The organism is Methylocystis rosea SV97, assembly GCF_000372845.1.
Lineage (GTDB): Bacteria > Pseudomonadota > Alphaproteobacteria > Rhizobiales > Beijerinckiaceae > Methylocystis > Methylocystis rosea.
Map to the genome: position 1 here is coordinate 1031651 of NZ_KB889963.1, position 18621 is coordinate 1050271.

Here is an 18621-nt window from a genome sequence, read left to right on the forward strand (position 1 = left end):
GCCATGCAGCTGACGCTCTGGACCTATGAAGGACCGCCGCATGTCGGCGCCATGCGGGTCGCGGCGGCCATGCACGGCTTGCATTACGTGCTGCATGCGCCGCAGGGCGACACCTATGCCGATCTTCTTTTCACGATGATCGAACGGCGCGATACGCGCCCTCCCGTGACCTATACGACCTTTCAGGCGCGCGATCTCGGCGCGGACACGGCGGAACTGTTCAAGAGCGCGGCGCGCGAGGCCTATGAGCGTTTCTCCCCCCAGGCGATGATCGTCGGGGCGTCCTGCACGGCGGAGCTGCTGCAGGACGACCCCGGCGGTCTCGCCAAGGCGCTCGATCTGCCGTGTCCCGTCATTGCGCTCGAACTGCCCGCCTATCAGAAAAAGGAAAACTGGGGCGCGTCGGAGACTTTCTATCGTCTCGTGCGCGGCCTTGCCGGCGCGCGCCGCGACAGGCCATCACGCGATCGCAAGAGCTGCAACATTCTTGGGCCCACGTCGCTGGGCTTTCGTTGCCGCGATGACGTGCGCGAGATAGCAAAACTGCTCGCCACGCTCGGCGTCGAAGTCAATGTCGTCGCGCCGCTTGGCGCCAGTCCGAAGGATCTGACACGCCTCGGTGACGCCGATTTCAATGTGCTGCTCTATCCGGAGATCGGGCTCGCCGCCGCGCAATGGCTGGAGCGCGCGCATGGCCAGCCCTTCACCCGCAGCATCCCGCTCGGCGTCGGCGCGACGCGTGACTTCATCGCGGAAGTCGCCCGGATGGCCGAAATCAATCCAGCGACGGCTTTGGAGACGAATGACTCGCGCCTGCCTTGGTATTCGCGCTCGGTTGACTCGACCTATCTCACCGGTAAGCGCGTCTTCATCTTCGGCGACGCGACACACGCCATTGCCGCCGCGCGCATTGCGCAGGATGAACTCGGCTTCGAGGTCGTCGGCCTTGGAACCTATGCGCGCGAATTTGCGCGCGACGTTCGCGAGGCCGCCGCGCGCTACGGGGTCGAGGCGCTCGTCACCGACGACTATCTCGACGTCGAAGCGAAAGTCGCCGAACTGCAGCCCGAACTCGTGCTCGGGACGCAGATGGAGCGTCATATCGCCAAGCGGCTCGGCCTTCCCTGCGCGGTGATCTCGGCGCCCGTGCATGTGCAGGATTTCCCCGCCCGCTATTCGCCGCACATGGGGTTCGAAGGCGCGAATGTGATCTTCGATACCTGGGTTCATCCGCTGATGATGGGGCTTGAGGAGCATCTTCTGACGATGTTCCGTGACGACGTCGAATTCCATGACGGCGCCGCGCCCTCGCATCTCGGAGAGGAACAGGAGCCTCGGCGGCCAACTTCAGCGGCGGTCGTGAGCGACATCGTCCTCGCCTGGGCCGACGACGCCGAGAAGGAGCTCAAGAAGATCCCCTTCTTCGTGCGCGGCAAAGCGCGCCGAAACACCGAAAAATTCGCCGCCGAGCGCGGCCTTGCGACCATCACCGTCGAGACGCTCTATGACGCAAAAGCGCATTTCGCACGCTGAGGCGACGCCTGTGAAAGTCGTCATCGTGACGATGGACACGCATGTGGCTGCCGCGACCGATCGCGCCCGCCGAGCGCTTTCACGCGAAATCCCCGGTCTTACCCTCAGCGTCCACGCGGCGTCCGAATTCGCCGCCAGCCCCAAGGCGCTCGACGCCTGTCTCACGGAGATCGCTGAGGCGGACATTATCGTCAACGCCATGCTCTTCCTGGAAGAACATTTCACGCCTCTGCTTGCAGCCCTTGCGGCGCGCCGCGATCATTGCGACGCCATGATCAGCATCATGTCGGCGGGCGATGTCGCGAAGCTGACCCGCATGGGACGCTTCGACATGAGCGCGCCCACTTCCGGCTTCATGTCGCTTCTGAAACGCTTGCGCGGAAAGAAGGGCAAGTCGGAGGCCGCGGGCGCCAAGCAAATGAAAATGCTTCGGCGTCTGCCCAAGATCCTGCGTTTCATACCAGGAACGGCGCAGGATGTGCGCGCTTACTTCCTGACGCTGCAATATTGGCTCGCGGGCTCGGACGAGAACATCGCCAATATGGTCCGCTTGCTCATCGATCGTTACGCTGACGGCCCGCGGCGCATGTTGCGCGGCGCGCTGAATCCCCATGCGCCGATCGAATATCCGGAAGTCGGCCTCTACCACCCGCGCTTGCCGGGCAGGGTGAGCGAAAGGCTCGATCAATTGCCCGAGCCCGCCGGCGGCGCCAAGGCGACGATCGGTCTACTCGTGTTGCGCTCCTATGTGCTCGCGGACAATGCACGCCACTATGACGGCGTCATCGCGGCGATGGAGGCGCGCGGACTCAAGGTCATTCCGGCGTACGCCACCGGACTCGACGCGCGTCCGGCGATCGAGAACTTCTTCTTGCGCGACGGCAGACCTATCATCGATGCGCTCGTCTCGCTCGTCGGATTTTCGCTCGTCGGCGGCCCCGCCTACAATGACGCGAAAGCGGCCGAGGAAATTCTCGCCAAACTCGACGTTCCCTACATTGCGGCGCATCCGGTTGAGTTTCAGACTCTGGCCGAATGGCGCGGCTCGGATCGCGGCCTGCTCCCGGTCGAATCCACCATCATGGTCTCCATTCCGGAGCTCGATGGCTCGACAGGTCCGATGATTTTTGGCGGACGTCCGCAGGACGCGGGATTATGCGCGGCCTGCGTTCGCAACTGCGTTTTCCCGGCAAGCGACGGCGCGCGGGACATGCAGGTCTGCGTCGAGCGAGCGGAGATGCTCGCCGCACGGGTCGAAAAGCTCGCCCTTCTGCGACGGTCCGAGAGAGCGGCGCGAAAAGTCGCGATCGTGCTGTTCAATTTTCCGCCGAACGCCGGCGCGGTGGGAAGCGCCGCCTTTCTCTCCGTGTTTGAATCCCTTCACCTCCTGTTGCAGGAAATGACGCGCAGCGGCTACGCGATTGAGCCGCCGGCGACGGTCGAGGCGCTGCGCACAGCCGTCATCGAAGGCAACGCCGCGCGTTTTGGCGCCCAGGCCAACGTCCACGAGCGGGTCGCCGCCGACGACCATGTGCGCCGAGAGACGTGGCTCGGCGACATCGAATCGCAATGGGGTCCGGCGCCTGGGCGGCATCAGAGCGACGGCGGCTCAATCCATATCTACGGCGCGCGCTTCGGCAATGTCTTCGTCGGCGTCCAGCCCGCCTTCGGCTATGAGGGCGATCCGATGCGGCTGCTGTTCGAGAAAGGCTTTGCGCCGACGCACGCCTTCTCGGCCTTCTATCGCTGGGTGCGCGAGGATTTTGGCGCCGACGCCGTGCTGCATTTCGGCACGCATGGCGCGCTCGAATTCATGCCCGGCAAGCAGACAGGCCTCTCCGCTGACTGCTGGCCCGACCGACTCATCGGCGATCTGCCAAACTTCTATCTCTACGCCTCCAACAATCCGTCCGAAGGCGTGCTGGCCAAGCGCCGTTCCGGCGCGACGCTCGTCAGCTATTTGACGCCGCCGGTCGCCAACGCCGGGCTTTATCGGGGACTGAACGAATTGAAGTCTTCGATCGCTCGCTGGCGCGGCGTCAGCCCCTCCGAGACGGGCGAGCGCAATGAACTCGCCGAACTCATTCAAACTCAGGCGGCGGCGCTCGACCTTTGTGCGGCGGAGCCGGCATGGCGCGGCGCGGCGGAACAGCAGATTGCGAAACTCGCGAGAGCCGTTCTCGAACTCGAATACACGCTCATCCCGCACGGCCTGCATATCGTGGGCGAACCCATGGCGCTGGACGCGCGGATCGACATGCTGCTGGCGATGTCCGAGGCGTCGGGCGCGCAAATTGAGCGCGAGACAATCGAGGCGCTGACGCAAGGCGCTTCGCCCGAAAGCCTCGCCGACAATGAGGCGGCGGCCGAGACGCTGCACATGCTTGCGCGCGCCGACGCCGCGCTCGCGCAGGATCACGAACTTAAGGCGCTGATCCATGCGCTCGACGGTCGCTTTGTGCGACCCGTGCCAGGCGGCGACGTCTTGCGCACGGCCGACGTGCTGCCGACGGGCCGCAATCTGCACGGCTTCGATCCGTTCCACATCCCGAGCGTCTTCGCCGTGCGGGATGGCGCGCGGCAGGCGGCGCGGCTCATCGAACGCCACATGAGCGACGGCGGCAACCTGCCGGAAACGATCGCCCTGGTGCTGTGGGGCACCGACAATCTCAAGACGGAAGGCGGGCCGATCGCTCAGGCGCTGGCGCTGATCGGCGCGGAGCCGCGATTCGATGGCTACGGCCGGCTTGCCGGCGCGACGCTTCTATCGCTGGAAAAACTCGGCCGGCCGCGCATCGACGTGATGATTTCGCTCTCGGGGATCTTCCGCGATCTCCTGCCGCTGCAGATCAAACTGCTGGCGCAGGCGTGCTTGCTGGCGGCGTCCGCCGACGAGCCTGTGGAACAGAATTTCGTTCGCAAACACGCGCTGGCTTTCATAGGCCAATTTGGCGGCGATATGGAAACCGCGGCGCTCCGCGTCTTCGGCAACGCTGACGGCGCCTATGGCGCGAACGTCAACACAATGATCGACGGCGGCTGTTGGGAAGACGAAGATCAGCTCGCTGAGGCCTATATGCGGCGCAAGGGCTTCGCCTATGGCGTTTCCGGACAGCCAACGCGACGCAATGAGGTGCTGCAGAGCGTCCTTTCCGGCGTCGACTTCGCCTATCAGAACCTCGACTCGGTCGAGCTCGGCGTCACCACCATCGATCATTACTTCGACACGCTTGGCGGCGTCAGCCGTTCGGTAAAGCGCGCCAAGGGCGTCGCCACGCCTGTCTACATCAGCGACCAGACCAGGGGCGAGGGTGTGGTGCGCACGCTCAACGAGCAGGTGTCGCTGGAGACCAGAACGCGCACGCTCAACCCCAAATGGTACGAGAGCATGCTCAAGCACGGCTACGAAGGCGTGCGCCACATCGAATCGCATGTGACGAACACGCTCGGCTGGTCGGCGACGACCGGGCAAGTCGAACCATGGGTCTATCAGCGCCTGACTGAGACCTATGTGCTCGACGCCGAGATGCGGCGACGTCTGGCGCAGCTCAATCCGATCGCCTCGGCGCGAATCGCCAACCGTCTCATTGAGGCGCATCAGCGCCGATACTGGACGCCGAACGAGGAAACGCTGGCGGCGCTGCAGCAGGCGAGCGAAGAGCTCGAAGACCGGCTCGAAGGCGTCGTCGAGGAGATCGCGGCATGAACATTCCGATCCGCAAGCCGGTCGAAACCGACTCCTTTCAGGTCGAGCTGGATCCGGCGATCAGCATCGGCGCCGCGAAGGTCTTCGCCATCTACGGCAAGGGCGGGATCGGCAAAAGCACGACGTCGTCGAATCTCTCCGTCGCATTTTCAAAACTCGGCAAGCGCGTGCTGCAGATCGGCTGCGATCCCAAGCATGATTCGACCTTCACGCTCACCAAGCGGCTCGCGCCGACGGTGATCGACGCGCTCGAATCCGTGAAATTCCATTCCGAGGAATTGCGCGTCGAGGACTTTGTCGTCGAAGGCTACAATGGCGTGATGTGCGTCGAGGCCGGCGGTCCGCCGGCCGGCACGGGCTGCGGCGGCTATGTCGTCGGCCAGACGGTGAAGCTCCTCAAGGAGCATCATCTCCTCGAAGATACCGACGTCGTGATCTTTGATGTTCTCGGCGACGTCGTCTGCGGCGGCTTCGCCTCGCCGCTGCAGCATGCCGGCCGGGCGCTGATCGTCACGGCCAATGACTTCGATTCCATCTTCGCGATGAACCGCATCGTCGCCGCGATCCGCGCGAAGTCGAAGAATTACGAGGTGCGGCTTGGCGGCGTCATCGCCAATCGCAGCGTCGCGACCAATGAGATCGACCGCTACAATGCGGCGGTGGGCCTCAGGCGCGTCGCGCATTTCCCCGATCTCGATGTCATCCGCCGCAGCCGCCTCAAGAAATCGACGCTCTTTGAGATGGAGCCCTCGCCCGAGCTTGAGGCGGTGCAGAACGAATATCTGCGCCTCGCGGATGAGCTGTGGAACGGCTACGCGCCGCTCGACGCTGCGCCCATGAAGGATCGCGATCTCTTCGAATTTTTGGGATTCGACTGATGACGACGCCAAGCTATGTCGCAAGACGCGGCGAACTCGAGGCCTATTTCGACCGGACCGCGGTCGAGGCATGGAAGCGCCTGACCTCCGACGCGCCGGTCAATCGCATTCGCGCCACGGTGCGCGCCGGCCGTGAGGCCATGCGCAACAGGCTGTTGTCCTGGCTGCCGCAAGACCTTCGTGGCCAGCGCTTGCTCGACGCCGGTTGCGGCACGGGCGCGTTGGCGATTGAGGCGGCGCGACGTGGCGCCGAGGTCGTTGCGGTCGATCTTTCGCCGACGCTGATCAGTCTGGCGCAGGAGCGCGCGCCGCGCGATTTTGGCGCGGGCCGCGTGACCTTCGCAGTCGGCGACATGCTCGATCCCGCTTTCGGCCCTTTCGATCATGTCGTCGCGATGGACAGTCTGATCCATTACGAGGGCGCCGATATCGCGCGAACGCTCGCCAGTCTGGCGCCGCGCGTCGACAGCAAGCTGATCTTCACCATCGCGCCGCGCACGGCGGCTCTCGCAGCGATGCACGCCCTCGGGCAGTTGTTCCCGCGCGGGAATCGCTCCCCGGCCATTGCGCCGATCGCGCTTTCTTCACTCGAACGCCACATGGCGGCGCAGAACGCGCTCGGCGACTGGCGCGTCGCGCAAAGCGGGAAGATCGTGAGCGGCTTCTATATCTCGCAGGCTGTGGAGGCGCGACGCTCATGAACCGCGCCAGCGCCGTTCTGGTCAAAGGCCTGATGCGCATCGGTCCGCAGATTCTGCCCTTTGCGGACGCAGGCTCAGCCGAACTGCCGATGCCGCGTCTGCTGCGGCTCTCGCTGTTCCAGGTGACGGTCGGCATGGCGGCGGTGCTGCTCATCGGCACGCTGAACCGCGTGATGATCGTCGAACTCGGCGTGCCGTCCTGGCTTGTCGCGCTGATGCTGTCGCTGCCGCTGCTCTTTGCGCCATTGCGCGCGCTCATCGGCTTTCGCTCCGATACGCATCGCTCGGTGCTCGGCTGGCGGCGCGTGCCGTACATCTGGTTCGGCACCATGCTGCAATTTGGCGGCCTCGCAATCATGCCGTTCTCGCTGCTGATCCTCTCCGGCGATACGACGGGACCGATCATTATCGGACAGGCGGCGGCGGCCTTGGCGTTTCTTCTCGTCGGCGCGGGTCTGCACACCGTGCAGACTGTTGGCCTCGCGCTCGCCACCGATCTCGCGCCGGCTCATACGCGCCCGCGCGTCGTCGCGCTGCTGTGCGCCATGCTGCTCGTCGGCATGGGCGTAAGCGCGCTCGCCTTCGGCGCGCTGCTCGCGAATTTCAGCGCCATCCGCCTCATTCAAGTCGTGCAGGGCGCCGCCGTCGTGACGATGGTCTTGAATTGCGTGGCGCTTTGGAAACAGGAAGCGCGCGGCGCTCTCCCGCCCGTGCAGAACGTCGACTTCTCGGAAGCCTGGAAGCGTTTCGCGAGCACCGGCCGGGCGCGACGGCGGCTGTTCGCGACCGCGCTCGGCACCGCCGGCTTCAGCATGCAAGACATTCTACTCGAGCCCTATGGCGGGCGCGTGCTGCACTTGCCTGTCAGCGCGACGACGGCGCTCACCGCGATGCTGGCGCTCGGCAGCGGCGTAGGACTCGCCATCGCGGCGCGATGGCTGACGCGCGGCGCCGACCCTCACCGCGTCGCCGGCGTCGGCGCGGTTGTCGGCGTCGTCGCCTTCTTCGCGGTGATCTTCGCGGCGCCGGCGGACTCTTCGACGCTGTTCAGCATCGGCGTCACGCTGATTGGCCTTGGCGGCGGCCTTTTTGCGCATGGCACGCTCACCGCCTCCATGCAGACGGCCAGGCCGGAAGATCGTGGGCTTGCGCTCGGCGCATGGGGCGCCGCGCAGGCGACCGCGGCCGGTCTCGCCATTGCGGCGAGCGGCGTGATCAATGACGCGGGCTCCATGCTTGCCGCCAGCGGCGCGCTGGGCGAGGCGCTTGTGAGTCCTGCCAGCGGCTATGCCATCGTCTACGCCATCGAAATCCTCCTGCTGCTCGCGACGGTCGTCGCGATCGGACCTTTGGTCCGCTTTAAGAAGCAGGATAGCGAAGCGCCGACGGACTTCGATCTCGTTCCCACGTCAAGTTTCAACTCCGGAGTGATGCAATGATACGCGGAGCCATCACCAGCAACATCGATGTCGCGCAGGTTGTCCTTTACGCCTTCTTCATCTTCTTCGCCGGCCTCGTTTTCTATCTGCGCCGTGAGGATCGCCGCGAGGGCTATCCTCTGGAGTCCGAAGTTGGTCCGCAGAGGGATCGCGGCTTCTTGCTGATCCCAACGCCCAAGACCTTCCTGCGGGGGGACGGCGCAAAAATTCAAGCGCCGAATTTTGAACGCGATACGCGAACGCCGAACGCCACGAAAGTGGCCGTTTGGCCTGGCGCGCCGCTGACGCCGAACGGCGATCCTATGCTCGCGGAAGTGGGACCCGGGGCCTACGCGCTGCGCGTCGATGTGCCGGAGAAAATGCACGACGGCCGCGATCTTATCGCGCCATTGCGCGTCGCCACAAATTTTGCGGTGTCGAGCGAAGATCCCAATCCCATTGGCATGGAGGTCGTCGCCGCGGATCGACGCGTCGCCGGCGTCATCAAGGACGCCTGGGTTGATCGCGCGGAAGACTTTCTGCGCTTCTATGAAGTCACGCTGAGCGAGGGTCAAGGCGACGTCCTTCTGCCCGTGCCCTTCGCCAAGGTCGACGGCGCAAGGCGACAGATCCATGTCGAAGCGATCCTTGCCGATCAGTTCGCCAACGTTCCAAGGACACGCAATCCCGATCAGGTGACGCTGCTCGAGGAAGAAAAGATCGCCGCCTATTATGGCGCGGGCACGCTCTACGCGACGCCCGCAAGAGTGGAGCCGCTGCTGTGAAGGCCATCAATCTCGAGAAGCTCTTGCCGGAAGACGTTCCACAAGGAGAGCGCATCCTGTGGCACGGCCGTCCTCAGTGGACGAGTCTCTTCCGCCGCGCCTACCGAGGCGACGTTGTCGCCGGCTACTTCGCGGCGCTGACCGCGTGGAACGTCTTCGATGCTGCGGTTGAATCTGGGGCGGGGTCCGCCGCGCTGGCGGGCGCTCGCACCCTGGCGATCGGTCTTGGCGCGCTGGCGCTGCTTGCCTTGCTCGCCTGGGCCTCGGCGCGCACGGCGCTCTTCATTATCACCTCGCGCCGCGTCGTGATGAAGATCGGGGTCGCCTTACAAGTCTTTTACAATCTGCCGTTTTCGCAGATTAGAACCGCGGGCTTGCGCATCGAAAGCGACGGTTCGGGCGATGTCATGCTGACGCTCTCACCCGACAAGCGAATCGGCTACCTGCATCTTTGGCCCTTCGCGCGCCCGTTCCGCTTCGCGCATCCAGAGCCGGCGCTGCGCGGCCTCGCCGATGCGAGACATGTCGGCGATATCTTGGGGCGCGCGCTTGTCGCGGCCGCGGCCGAACGTGGCGACATGTTCTTGATTGGCGAAGACGACGCGGTCGCATCCGCTTCGTCGCAAAAAGCAAGCATGCCGGCGGGCGATGCAGTCGCAGCGTAACGGGGAAGGAGGGCTTCGATCATGAGCCAGGCGTCAATCGGCAAGACTCAAACGCCTTTAAGCGCACATGACGGCGTGCCGCGCCCGATCCTACGCGGCGCCGGCGTTCTAATCCTGTTTGCTCTGCTTTCGACGGGTTTGACCAGGTTCACTGGCGTCGGCGCGGTGCATATGCCGTTGAGGAATGCGGTCGAGAGTCTCGCATTGCTCTTCGAGGATCGCAATGATGGCTCGGTCTCCGTGCGCGACGCCCGTGACGGCGCGCTCTTTTATGTCGTGCAGCCGGGCTCCTACGGCTTCATTCGTTCGACGTTGCGCGGGCTCGCGCGCGAGCGGCGCCGATCGGGCCTCGACGCATCGACGCCTTTTGCTTTGACGCGTTGGAGCGACGGCACGGTTTCGCTCGAAGACTCGGCGACCGGGCGACGGGTCAATCTTGACGCCTTCGGACCGGACAATGCGCGCGCCTTCGCGCAGCTCTTTACCGAAAGGAGGCGCGAGCCATGAACTGGTTGCTCCCCATCACCCGCCAGACGTTCGACGCGCCCTGCAGGGTCGAGATCGGCCATACGGCCGAAAGCCTCTTCGCTCACGTCGAGATCGAAGGCGATTTCGAAATAAGGCCCGGCGATCGCGTGCTCGTGCAAAATGCGCCAGTTGAAGCGCCTTTCGGCTATCGGGTCACGGTCGAGCGCCGCGCGACGATCATTCGCGCCGGCCTCATCGAACGGCTGTGGGCGCGCTTTCTTGGCAATTTCGAGCTCACCGAACTTTACGACGTCAGCTTCACGAACAGGAGAGCGCTATGAACGCCCCGTTGCGCCACAACGTCTCGATCGAAGCGACCCGCGTCGCCCAGGAAAATACCCTTCTGAGCCCGCGCTTCTACACCACGGATTTCGCTGAGCTTGACAAGACGGACGTCTCTCCTGTGCGCAAGGAGTGGGATGCGCTGATGGAAGAGATGCGCTCTGACCCCAACAATAAGCATTTCCAGCGCACCGAGGAGTTCGACGCCCCCTTCGTCTACTCCGAAGAACTCGACAAGGAGTTCCGTGACTTTCTCATCAGCTCGATCACCGCGGAGTTTTCAGGCTGCGTGCTCTATGCCGAAATGAAAAAGCGCGCCCACAACCAGGACATGAAGGACCTCTTCGGCTTCATGAGCCGCGACGAGGCGCGCCATGCTGGATTTATCAACGATACGCTGAAGGATTTCGGCATCGGCATCGATCTGAGTTTCTTGACGAAGACGAAGAAATATACGTTTTTCAAGCCGAAGTTCATTTTTTACGCGACCTACCTGTCCGAGAAAATCGGCTACGCCCGCTATATCACCATCTTCCGCCAGCTCGAGCGTCACCCGGAACGCCGCTTCCATCCGATTTTCAAGTGGTTCGAGAAGTGGTGCAACGACGAGTTCCGCCACGGCGAGGCCTTCGCATTGCTGATGCGCGCGAATCCGAAGCTCGTCTCGGGCATCAATGTTTACTGGATCAAATTCTTCCTGCTTGCCGTTTTCGCGACCATGTATGTGCGCGATCATTGCCGCCCCGCGTTCCACGCGGCGATCGGCATGCATCCCGACGACTACGACTTCAAGGTGTTCCGGCTGACGACCGAGATTTCGCGCCAGGTCTTTCCGATCACGCTCGATCTTGATCATCCGCTGTTCAAACCCGGCCTCGACCGTCTTGTGGCGATCGAACGCGCGATCGCCGCGGCAAAGAAGCAGAAGGGCGTCGTCGCCCGAGCCAAGCAGGCGGCGCTGACCGCAGCGGCGGCCGCGACCTTCGCGCGTCTCTATTTTGTCCCAGCGAAATCCAACGCGCTGCCGGCGCAAATTCGTCTTGCGCCGGTGTGGTGAGGAGCGCCGTATGTCCGACTATGCACCGCCGATCGTCGCAACGCTCCTGCTCTGGTGGGGGAGCACCGGCGTGCTGCTCTATCTCGACGGCCTTTCTCGCCGCACATTCGTGTGGAGCATGGCGGGCGCGACCGCGCTGTTCGCGCTGGCGCTATGGGGCATCGTCGCGACGCGCAGCGAAACGACGGCCTCGTCCGCCTACTACGCGTTCCTTTGCGGACTGACCGCGTGGGCCTGGCAGCTCGTGAGTTACTACATGGGCTTCATCACGGGTCCGCGAAAAACGGCCTGTCCGCCGCATTTGCGCGGCTGGCCCCGCTTCGTCGAGGCGGTGCGCACGAGCCTCTATCACGAAATCGCGATCATCCTGTGCGCAGTCGCGCTCGTCGCGCTGACTCGCAATCAGCCCAATCAGATTGGCGCATGGACCTTTCTCATTCTTTGGTGGATGCATACGAGCGCCAAGCTCAATCTCTATTTCGGCGCGCCAAACCTAAGCGAAGAGCTGCTGCCGGAGCATTTACGCTATCTGGCGACCTTCATGACGCGCAGGCCGATGAACCTCTTTTTCCCGCTCTCGGTTAGCGCCTCGACCATCGTCACCGTGCTGATCGCGCAAAAAGCGCTCGTCGCGACGACGGCGTTCGAGCTTGTCGGCTTTACAATTCTCGCGACGCTCATGGCGCTCGCCGTCGCAGAGCATTGGTTTCTCGTCGCGCCGCTACGCGCCAACGCGCTCTGGTCGTGGGGCGTCAAAGAAGGGTGTCCGGACGAAGCGAATGAATACGACTCGCTTCGTATCGTCGCGATCGAGGCGCCTCTGCGCCGCTCGCGCGTCAGTGAGGTTTAGCGCCCGCAGAATGGCGCGTCTAGGGAAGTTACGCCGATGGAGAGTCACATGAATCCGATGGCTTTGACGTACGACCAGCATTTCCAATCGGCGATCGCGCGGTTGAAGATGGAGAAGCGCTACCGGGTTTTCGCCAATCTCGAACGCGACGCCGTTCGCTTTCCCACTGCGCTGTGGCGTCCCGAGGGCGAAGAGCATGCGCCTCGCGAAGTCACGATCTGGTGCTCCAACGATTACCTCGGGATGGGCGGACACCGCGCCGTGGTCGACGCGGCGCGAGACGCTCTGGACCGCCACGGCGCCGGGGCGGGGGGCACGCGCAACATCTCCGGCACCCACAATCCGATCGTCGAGCTCGAGGCGGAACTCTCCGATCTGCATGGCAAACCCGCGGCGCTCGTCTTCACCTCGGGCTGGATCTCCAATCTCGCCGGCATTTCGACGATCGCGTCGCTGCTGCCGAATTGTCTCATTCTTTCCGACGCGCTCAATCACAATTCGATGATCGAAGGCGTTCGCCGGTCGGGGTGCGAAAAGCAGATCTGGCGTCATAATGACGTCGACCATCTCGAGGAATTGCTTAAGGCGGCCGGCAAGGAGCGGGCCAAGCTGATCGTCTTCGAAAGCCTGTATTCGATGGACGGCGACATTGCGCCGGTCGCGGAGATCGTCGCGCTGGCTGAAAAGTACAATGCGCTCACCTATGTCGATGAAGTGCACGCGGTCGGCATGTATGGCGCGCGCGGCGGCGGCATCTGTCAACGCGAAGGCGTCGAAGACCGCATCGACATCATCGAGGGCACGCTCGCCAAGGGCTTCGGCGCGCTCGGCGGCTATATCGCCGCGAGCCCGGCAATCGTCGATGCGGTGCGCAGTTACGCGCCGCAATTCATCTTCACCACCACGCTGCCGCCGATGGTTGCGGCCTGCGCGCGCGCCGCCGTTCGCCATCTCAAACATTCGGGAGAAGAACGCGCGCGTCATCAGCACATGGCGATGTTGACGAAACATGCCTTGCGCGCAGCCGGCCTGCCGGTGATGGACAACAGATCGCACATTGTGCCGGTGATGGTGGGAGATGCGGCGCGCTGCAAGGAGGCGAGCGATCTGCTGCTGCGGCGCCATTCGATTTACATTCAGCCGATCAATTATCCCACCGTTGCGCTGGGCACGGAGCGCCTGCGAATCACGCCGACGCCGCGCCACAATGAGGCGCATGTCGCCGAACTCGTTGAGGCGCTGGTCGACGTCTGGTCGTCACTCAGATTGCCTTTCGTCGAGGCTAAAGTCATACCGCTGCGCGCGCGGCAAGCCGCCGCCGAGGCGCACTGCACCTATCCGGAGATGAAACGGGCGGCCGAGTAAGAAAGAGCCGACGTTTATGGCTGACGGCGCCGCAACCACATAGCTTCGTTCCGGCGACGAATATGTTGGCGATGCTCGTCCGGAGGACGAGCGTTTAGCCGAACAGCTCCGCGCCGCAGTCATGCGCGCTTCAGGCGGTTTAGCGGCTCACAGGTTGGTCTGAAGTTGGGCGCGTTGCGCGAAAATGTAGCTGGCGATCACTCCGAACATCGCGAATAGGGTGACGACCGAGAACACGTAATTGTGCCCGGCGGCCCCGGGCCACCGGTCGAGCAGATATCCCATGAGCGGCCCCATAAAAATATCCGGCGCGTAGCCGATCACCGATAGCAAGCCAACTGCGCTTCCCGTGTGCTCCATAGGAATTTTGCCATCTTGCATGATCGCGAAATACAGGCCGCGCAGCGCGAAGATGCCGATGCTGGTGAAGACGATCGTCAAAACAAACGTCCATACCATGCCCGCGCCAATCGCGCCGGAGGCCAGCACGGAGCTCCCGGCTGCGAGAAGCACGAAACAGCCGATGATCATGAACGGCGCGCCAAGCCGCTCAGCCAGGTAGCCGGCGCTAATGGCGGCAAATGGTCGTATCCAGAGCGATGCGACGCCGGCCCGCGCCGCCTCTACCTGATTCAGACCAATGACCTGGTTGGCGTACAGCGAAAAGTCGTCGATCGCCTTAAAGCCCACATAAGCGCATAGGATCACCGCAGCCTGCAGCCAGACTGACGGCATCGCGAACACGCGGGCGATGTCGCTTAACGACGCCCTTGCTTGCGCCGGCGTTTTACGCTCCGGCAGCGCCAGCCAGATGAGCAAGGCGGCTCCGCAGGTCATCGCGGACATCAGCAGGATGATCCATCGCAATGATTCCGTGCGCGTCGCGAGACTGGCCGTCTCGCTGTCTTCTGGTAGCAGCGCGGCGAACAGGACCACCATGATCGACGCCATGACGGCCGCCAGCGCGCCTCTGCCGCCCTCGAGCATTCCAAATGCGCGACTTTGCGAAAAGTTAAGGCCCCACTCACGCGTGGCGCGAATCAACGGCGCCCAGAACAGCGCGATCGTGGTGATTCCCCAATACCCGTATAAGATCGCCAGCGTCGATGGGGATGGAACCGCCATCATCACAAAGCCGCCGACGGCGGTGGAAGTCAATGCGACAGTTAACATTGTGCGTGCGGGATATCTGTCGGCGAGCGGGCCGCCGAACAAATACGCGGCCATTGCTACCACGCCATAAACCGAATAGGCGGCGCCGAGTTCGAGATTGGTGATGCCGAACACATCGAGGAGCGTGGGCCGGAATACGCGAGGCAATACGAAAGGCAGCAGAAAAACCGATTCCCCGGCGACAATCAGCGCCGCGATCGCCAGTCCTCGCTGCGGCGCGAAAGGCGCGTCAGGCGCGAGCAGCGGCGCCGGCGCGACGATTTTTCATGCGCCTCCTGAAATGACGTCATTCTCTGTGCGCGTGTTGCGCGACGCATGGCCCCCTTTTTTTCCAGCTTGCGACGCAAGCTGGCGATCGACAGAAAAACTGCGCTTTGCCGCGTTGACGGCAAGCCCGCCTTTGCGTCCCGCCGACGACGCAAGCTGGGGATTTTTGGCGAAACTGCGCTGGTCGCCCGGCACGCTCTTGCCGCCCTTGCGCGCAATTTCACGTTGCCGCTCCGGCGTCATCGACGCGAAACCCCTCCGGGACTTGGTGGCCGCCGAAACCGTATCCATCAGTCGCGCTCCAATTCTGCGTCGAAGACGCCTCCGCAACAACCGAAGCTGCAGAAGCCGCTCAACAGCACCAAGCAACGGCGCCGGCTTACCTTTTCGAAAGGCGGCTGAGCGATGTTCATATTTGCTGAGACTAAGCGGCTGCCAAGCTCGTAATCTTACGTAGAAATTCGATTTTTTGAACGATCAGAGTCGATCGGTGCTCCAGCCCGTTTCGTGAGGCCGGGGTCTCAGCCCCAGAGTTAAGAACTGCCTTTGACGGTAAGACTTCGTTAAGTGTTCGCTCTGGCTGGCCTGATACTGAGTAACGGAGTCTTTCCCGTCCCACGTGCGCTCTGTTCTCTTGCTTTTGTCCGATGCGCCAATGCCTCTATACCCTGAATACACCAAACTGGCTGACTCAATAGTCCTCTTACGTATGTCTACCAATTTTGCCTCGCCCGCGAGCATGCTCTTATGCCGTAGGAGTCGATCTCTCCAAGTAAATGCCGCCGCAAGAGCGGCAACAGCGCCTTGAGCAGAGCACGAAAACAAGACGGGAGCGTCCAATGTTGTCGGTGTCGCGGCGTAGGGAGCAGTCGAGTCTCGGATCGCGCGAAGCGGTTGCGACAGTTTCACCGAAGCAGAATCAGCTGCTTGCGAGCTACCTGCTGAACCTGCAAAAGGGCGAGTGGTTCGTATTCGAGATGATCGTGTTGGATATACAGGGGCTTGTGGATATCGGCGCCCAGTCGCTTGCGACGGACGTGTTCGTCGTCCTTCGTATTTTCATGCGGGACCGTCCGCAATTTGAGGCCTTGGTGCGGCGGAACCGCGCGTTTAAAGGCTTGTCCGATAATTGATCGACGCGGCGGACACTCGATTCGTTTTTTGCGGCGAACGGCGCGAGGCAAACTCAGCCTACAGTCCGCGCTCAGAGGGACAAGCAACCTCTGGCGTGAGCTCCCATCCAAAGATCCGGGCGCGTCTTGCTGCTCAGTTCAAAACAGCGAACTCTAACTGGTGAGCGGACGCGCCGCAAAAAGAATGGCGACCGGGGCGGGGCGCTGATACGCTTACGGCGATCTAAGCCGGAGTTCGCGTTTGCCGAACATGCGGCGTATGGCGGCGAGCGCGACGGAAGTTTGGGTTGAATCAGGCCGATAGGGTCGCTCCGGTGGATGATGCTGGTCCCAATGTATTCGGCGTTAGTCGTAGAGAGCTCGAACGTCTGAGAGCCATTAGCGGACTGGCTGCGACTCTCGCCCACAATATCAACCAGCCGCTGGCAGCGGCGAGCGCCTATCTCAGGGCGGCGCAGCGCCTCACAGGAGGGCTTCCGAAGGAGTCGGTCGCGCCAATCGTTGGAGCGCTCGACAAGGCGGTCACGCAGATCATGCGCGCCGGGCAGGTTGTCCGCAGTCTGAGCGAGCTTGTTGCGCAGGGCGAGCCAGACAAGACGCTCGTGAGCGTTAATTCGCTGATCGAGGAGACGCTTTCCCTCTTCGATGCGGAGGCCGCCGAGGCCGGCGTCTCGATCAGCAAGCGGCTGACCAAAGACGACGATTGCATCGTCGCAGATCGTGTCCAGATCAGACATGTTCTGGCGAATCTTATACGAAACGCCATTGAAGCGATGCAGGATTTGCCGCGACGCGAGCTGGTGATTTCCACACAGACCCAGGCGGCAAAGGCCATACGCGTTGAAATTCAAGACACCGGCTGCGGACCTGGCGGACGGGACAACGCCGATCCGCTTGATCTTTTTGCAATGCGGAAAGAGGGAATGGGCATTGGGCTGTCGATTTCCCGCGCAATCGTCGAAGCGCACGATGGTCGGCTGTGGGCTAAGGTCAATCCCGAAGGCGGCGCTATATTCTCCTGTGATCTTCCGTTGCGAGCGCGAGAATTTAGCGGATGAACTCGGGAACGGTATTTGTCGTGGACGACGATGCGGCGGTGCGCGACGCCCTTCAGCTTCTACTCGAATCTGAAGGCTTCGCTGTCTCGAGTTTTCCGTCGGCGCCAGCTATGCTTTCGTCCATCGGGCCGGAAAGCGCCGGGTGCGTCATCGCTGATGTTCGGATGCCGGAGGTGAGCGGACTCGACCTGATCTTCGAGATGAAGAACCGCAATCTTCATCTGCCGATTATTATCATTACCGGCCATGGCGACGTGCCTCTGGCGGTCGAGGCCATGAAGCGCGGCGCTGTCGATTTTCTCGAGAAGCCGTTCGATGACGATGCGCTCTTCGCAGCCGTCAAGCGCGCGCTATCCAAGCACGACGCCGTGCAGTCGCGTTATGCGGAAGAGCGGCAGATCTCCGAAAGATTTAAGTCATTGACCAAGCGGGAGCGCGAAATTCTCGAAAGGCTCGCGGAAGGCCGCTCGAATAAGGTCATTGCCCATGATCTCGGCATCAGTGTGCGCACGGTGGAAGCGCATCGCGCCAATGTCATGGCGAAAATGCGCGTCAAGAACCTCGCGGAGTTGGTCCGAATGTTTCTCAACGGTCGGAATATGAGCTTCGGAGCGTGACGTCGAGAAGCGTCTTTCGCCAAAACTCCGCGTCGTCGATCATGCGTCGCAGGCAAATTGGGTGCGCTGAGGATGCCTTGCCAAAATGCGCGCGCTAAGTATCCAAGTGAAGGCCGCCGAGCGCAAGAGGAGCGAATTGGTCATGCGAGCGCCACTCTCCCCGGCAGACGCTGTCCAACCGAAGGAGTTCTCCGTAACGACGCCCTCGGCGCGGCGTGTTCTCGTCATCGACGACGATAGGGACGTCGCCGACAGCATGGCGATGCTGCTGGACGTGTTGGGATGCGACGTGAGAACGGCCTATAGCGGAGCGGTGGGCATCTCGCTCGTGTCCGCTTTCCAGCCGAGGATCGTGTTCCTAGACCTCGGCATGCCCGAGATGAACGGCTATGAAGCCGCGCGTCGCATCCGCAGCGCGCGGGCCGGTCAGCAGGCGCAGCTTATTGCGCTCTCCGGCTGGGGGCAGGATCTTGACAAGAAGCGCACCCGCGAAGCGGGGTTCGACCGCCATCTGGTGAAGCCGGCCGATATCGACATTTTGGAGGAAATCCTCGCCGCGTGTGGGGACGAATCCCAGCAGATTTAGCGACATATCGGCGCACGCA

The 18621-nt window shown here is 62.7% G+C and carries 18 protein-coding genes; 16 read left to right on the forward strand and 2 right to left on the reverse strand.

Annotated features, from left to right (window positions below; all coding sequences use genetic code 11):
* Positions 1–3 precede the first annotated feature (3 nt).
* The 12 genes from bchB (at position 4) to hemA (ending at position 13768) form a co-directional block, all read left to right on the forward strand.
* The gene (gene bchB / locus A3OO_RS0105595) at positions 4–1533 is read left to right on the forward strand and encodes a ferredoxin:protochlorophyllide reductase (ATP-dependent) subunit B (protein ID WP_018406852.1); all 1530 of its coding nucleotides are present in this window, start codon (positions 4–6) and stop codon (positions 1531–1533) included.
* A complete protein-coding gene (locus tag A3OO_RS0105600) occupies positions 1505–5239 on the forward strand; it encodes a magnesium chelatase subunit H (protein ID WP_018406853.1) in 3735 nt (1244 codons plus the stop codon). The genes bchB and A3OO_RS0105600 overlap by 29 nt, the downstream gene beginning before the upstream one ends.
* Positions 5236–6117 carry a ferredoxin:protochlorophyllide reductase (ATP-dependent) iron-sulfur ATP-binding protein gene (gene bchL, locus A3OO_RS0105605; protein ID WP_018406854.1) on the forward strand — a complete coding sequence of 294 codons (882 nt, stop codon included), beginning with the start codon at positions 5236–5238 and terminating at the stop codon, positions 6115–6117. The genes A3OO_RS0105600 and bchL overlap by 4 nt, the downstream gene beginning before the upstream one ends.
* Positions 6117–6818, forward strand: a complete 702-nt coding sequence (gene bchM, locus A3OO_RS0105610; protein WP_018406855.1) for a magnesium protoporphyrin IX methyltransferase — start codon at positions 6117–6119, stop codon at positions 6816–6818. Before bchL ends, bchM begins: the two co-directional genes overlap by 1 nt.
* Positions 6815–8257 (forward strand): MFS transporter, encoded by a 1443-nt coding sequence (locus tag A3OO_RS0105615; RefSeq protein WP_018406856.1) that lies wholly within the window; start codon positions 6815–6817, stop codon positions 8255–8257. The genes bchM and A3OO_RS0105615 overlap by 4 nt, the downstream gene beginning before the upstream one ends.
* Positions 8254–9021 (forward strand): photosynthetic reaction center subunit H, encoded by a 768-nt coding sequence (gene puhA, locus A3OO_RS0105620; protein ID WP_018406857.1) that lies wholly within the window; start codon positions 8254–8256, stop codon positions 9019–9021. The genes A3OO_RS0105615 and puhA overlap by 4 nt, the downstream gene beginning before the upstream one ends.
* Entirely contained in the window at positions 9018–9686 is a 669-nt protein-coding gene (puhB, locus tag A3OO_RS21190) for a photosynthetic complex putative assembly protein PuhB (protein WP_018406858.1), read from the forward strand. Before puhA ends, puhB begins: the two co-directional genes overlap by 4 nt.
* Before the next feature lie 21 nt (positions 9687–9707).
* Entirely contained in the window at positions 9708–10193 is a 486-nt protein-coding gene (gene puhC, locus A3OO_RS0105630) for a photosynthetic complex assembly protein PuhC (protein WP_018406859.1), read from the forward strand.
* Positions 10190–10495 carry a hypothetical protein gene (locus tag A3OO_RS0105635; RefSeq protein WP_018406860.1) on the forward strand — a complete coding sequence of 102 codons (306 nt, stop codon included), beginning with the start codon at positions 10190–10192 and terminating at the stop codon, positions 10493–10495. The genes puhC and A3OO_RS0105635 overlap by 4 nt, the downstream gene beginning before the upstream one ends.
* A complete protein-coding gene (acsF, locus tag A3OO_RS0105640; protein ID WP_018406861.1) occupies positions 10492–11553 on the forward strand; it encodes a magnesium-protoporphyrin IX monomethyl ester (oxidative) cyclase in 1062 nt (353 codons plus the stop codon). Before A3OO_RS0105635 ends, acsF begins: the two co-directional genes overlap by 4 nt.
* A gap of 10 nt (positions 11554–11563) precedes the next feature.
* Positions 11564–12403: a putative photosynthetic complex assembly protein PuhE gene (gene puhE / locus A3OO_RS0105645; RefSeq protein WP_018406862.1), complete on the forward strand. Its 840-nt coding sequence runs from the start codon at positions 11564–11566 to the stop codon at positions 12401–12403.
* A gap of 63 nt (positions 12404–12466) precedes the next feature.
* On the forward strand, positions 12467–13768 hold the full coding sequence (gene hemA, locus A3OO_RS0105650; RefSeq protein WP_026222723.1) for a 5-aminolevulinate synthase: 1302 nt from the start codon (positions 12467–12469) through the stop codon (positions 13766–13768).
* Positions 13769–13915: 147 nt separating this feature from the next.
* Here the strand turns inward: hemA and A3OO_RS0105655 are convergent, their stop codons facing one another.
* A complete protein-coding gene (locus A3OO_RS0105655) occupies positions 13916–15088 on the reverse strand; it encodes an MFS transporter (protein WP_018406864.1) in 1173 nt (390 codons plus the stop codon).
* 117 nt (positions 15089–15205) lie between these two features.
* The gene (locus A3OO_RS22865) at positions 15206–15499 is read right to left on the reverse strand and encodes a con-10 family general stress protein (protein ID WP_083909731.1); all 294 of its coding nucleotides are present in this window, start codon (positions 15497–15499) and stop codon (positions 15206–15208) included.
* Between the two features lie 548 nt (positions 15500–16047).
* On the opposite strand from A3OO_RS22865, the gene A3OO_RS0105670 reads away from it, so the two are divergent.
* From A3OO_RS0105670 to A3OO_RS0105685, 4 genes are all read left to right on the forward strand, one after another.
* The gene (locus tag A3OO_RS0105670) at positions 16048–16341 is read left to right on the forward strand and encodes a hypothetical protein (protein WP_018406867.1); all 294 of its coding nucleotides are present in this window, start codon (positions 16048–16050) and stop codon (positions 16339–16341) included.
* A gap of 287 nt (positions 16342–16628) precedes the next feature.
* Positions 16629–17399, forward strand: coding sequence for a sensor histidine kinase (locus A3OO_RS0105675; RefSeq protein ID WP_018406868.1), 771 nt, complete (start codon positions 16629–16631; stop codon positions 17397–17399).
* Positions 17396–18016, forward strand: coding sequence for a response regulator FixJ (gene fixJ, locus A3OO_RS0105680; protein ID WP_018406869.1), 621 nt, complete (start codon positions 17396–17398; stop codon positions 18014–18016). Before A3OO_RS0105675 ends, fixJ begins: the two co-directional genes overlap by 4 nt.
* 142 nt (positions 18017–18158) lie before the next feature.
* On the forward strand, positions 18159–18602 hold the full coding sequence (locus A3OO_RS0105685; protein WP_156824902.1) for a response regulator: 444 nt from the start codon (positions 18159–18161) through the stop codon (positions 18600–18602).
* Positions 18603–18621: the final 19 nt, after the last annotated feature.

What these genes read in the sequence shown, in the direction of transcription:
- A3OO_RS22865 (WP_083909731.1), bottom strand. Translation starts at nt 15,499, where the DNA reads ATGGATACGGTTTCGGCGGCCACCAAGTCCCGGAGGGGTTTCGCGTCG.
- bchM (WP_018406855.1), top strand. Translation starts at nt 6,117, where the DNA reads ATGACGACGCCAAGCTATGTCGCAAGACGCGGCGAACTCGAGGCCTAT.
- puhA (WP_018406857.1), top strand. Translation starts at nt 8,254, where the DNA reads ATGATACGCGGAGCCATCACCAGCAACATCGATGTCGCGCAGGTTGTC.
- fixJ (WP_018406869.1), top strand. Translation starts at nt 17,396, where the DNA reads ATGAACTCGGGAACGGTATTTGTCGTGGACGACGATGCGGCGGTGCGC.
- A3OO_RS0105600 (WP_018406853.1), top strand. Translation starts at nt 1,505, where the DNA reads ATGACGCAAAAGCGCATTTCGCACGCTGAGGCGACGCCTGTGAAAGTC.
- bchL (WP_018406854.1), top strand. Translation starts at nt 5,236, where the DNA reads ATGAACATTCCGATCCGCAAGCCGGTCGAAACCGACTCCTTTCAGGTC.
- A3OO_RS0105615 (WP_018406856.1), top strand. Translation starts at nt 6,815, where the DNA reads ATGAACCGCGCCAGCGCCGTTCTGGTCAAAGGCCTGATGCGCATCGGT.
- acsF (WP_018406861.1), top strand. Translation starts at nt 10,492, where the DNA reads ATGAACGCCCCGTTGCGCCACAACGTCTCGATCGAAGCGACCCGCGTC.
- puhE (WP_018406862.1), top strand. Translation starts at nt 11,564, where the DNA reads ATGTCCGACTATGCACCGCCGATCGTCGCAACGCTCCTGCTCTGGTGG.
- A3OO_RS0105685 (WP_156824902.1), top strand. Translation starts at nt 18,159, where the DNA reads ATGCGAGCGCCACTCTCCCCGGCAGACGCTGTCCAACCGAAGGAGTTC.
- bchB (WP_018406852.1), top strand. Translation starts at nt 4, where the DNA reads ATGCAGCTGACGCTCTGGACCTATGAAGGACCGCCGCATGTCGGCGCC.
- A3OO_RS0105635 (WP_018406860.1), top strand. Translation starts at nt 10,190, where the DNA reads ATGAACTGGTTGCTCCCCATCACCCGCCAGACGTTCGACGCGCCCTGC.
- A3OO_RS0105670 (WP_018406867.1), top strand. Translation starts at nt 16,048, where the DNA reads ATGTTGTCGGTGTCGCGGCGTAGGGAGCAGTCGAGTCTCGGATCGCGC.
- puhC (WP_018406859.1), top strand. Translation starts at nt 9,708, where the DNA reads ATGAGCCAGGCGTCAATCGGCAAGACTCAAACGCCTTTAAGCGCACAT.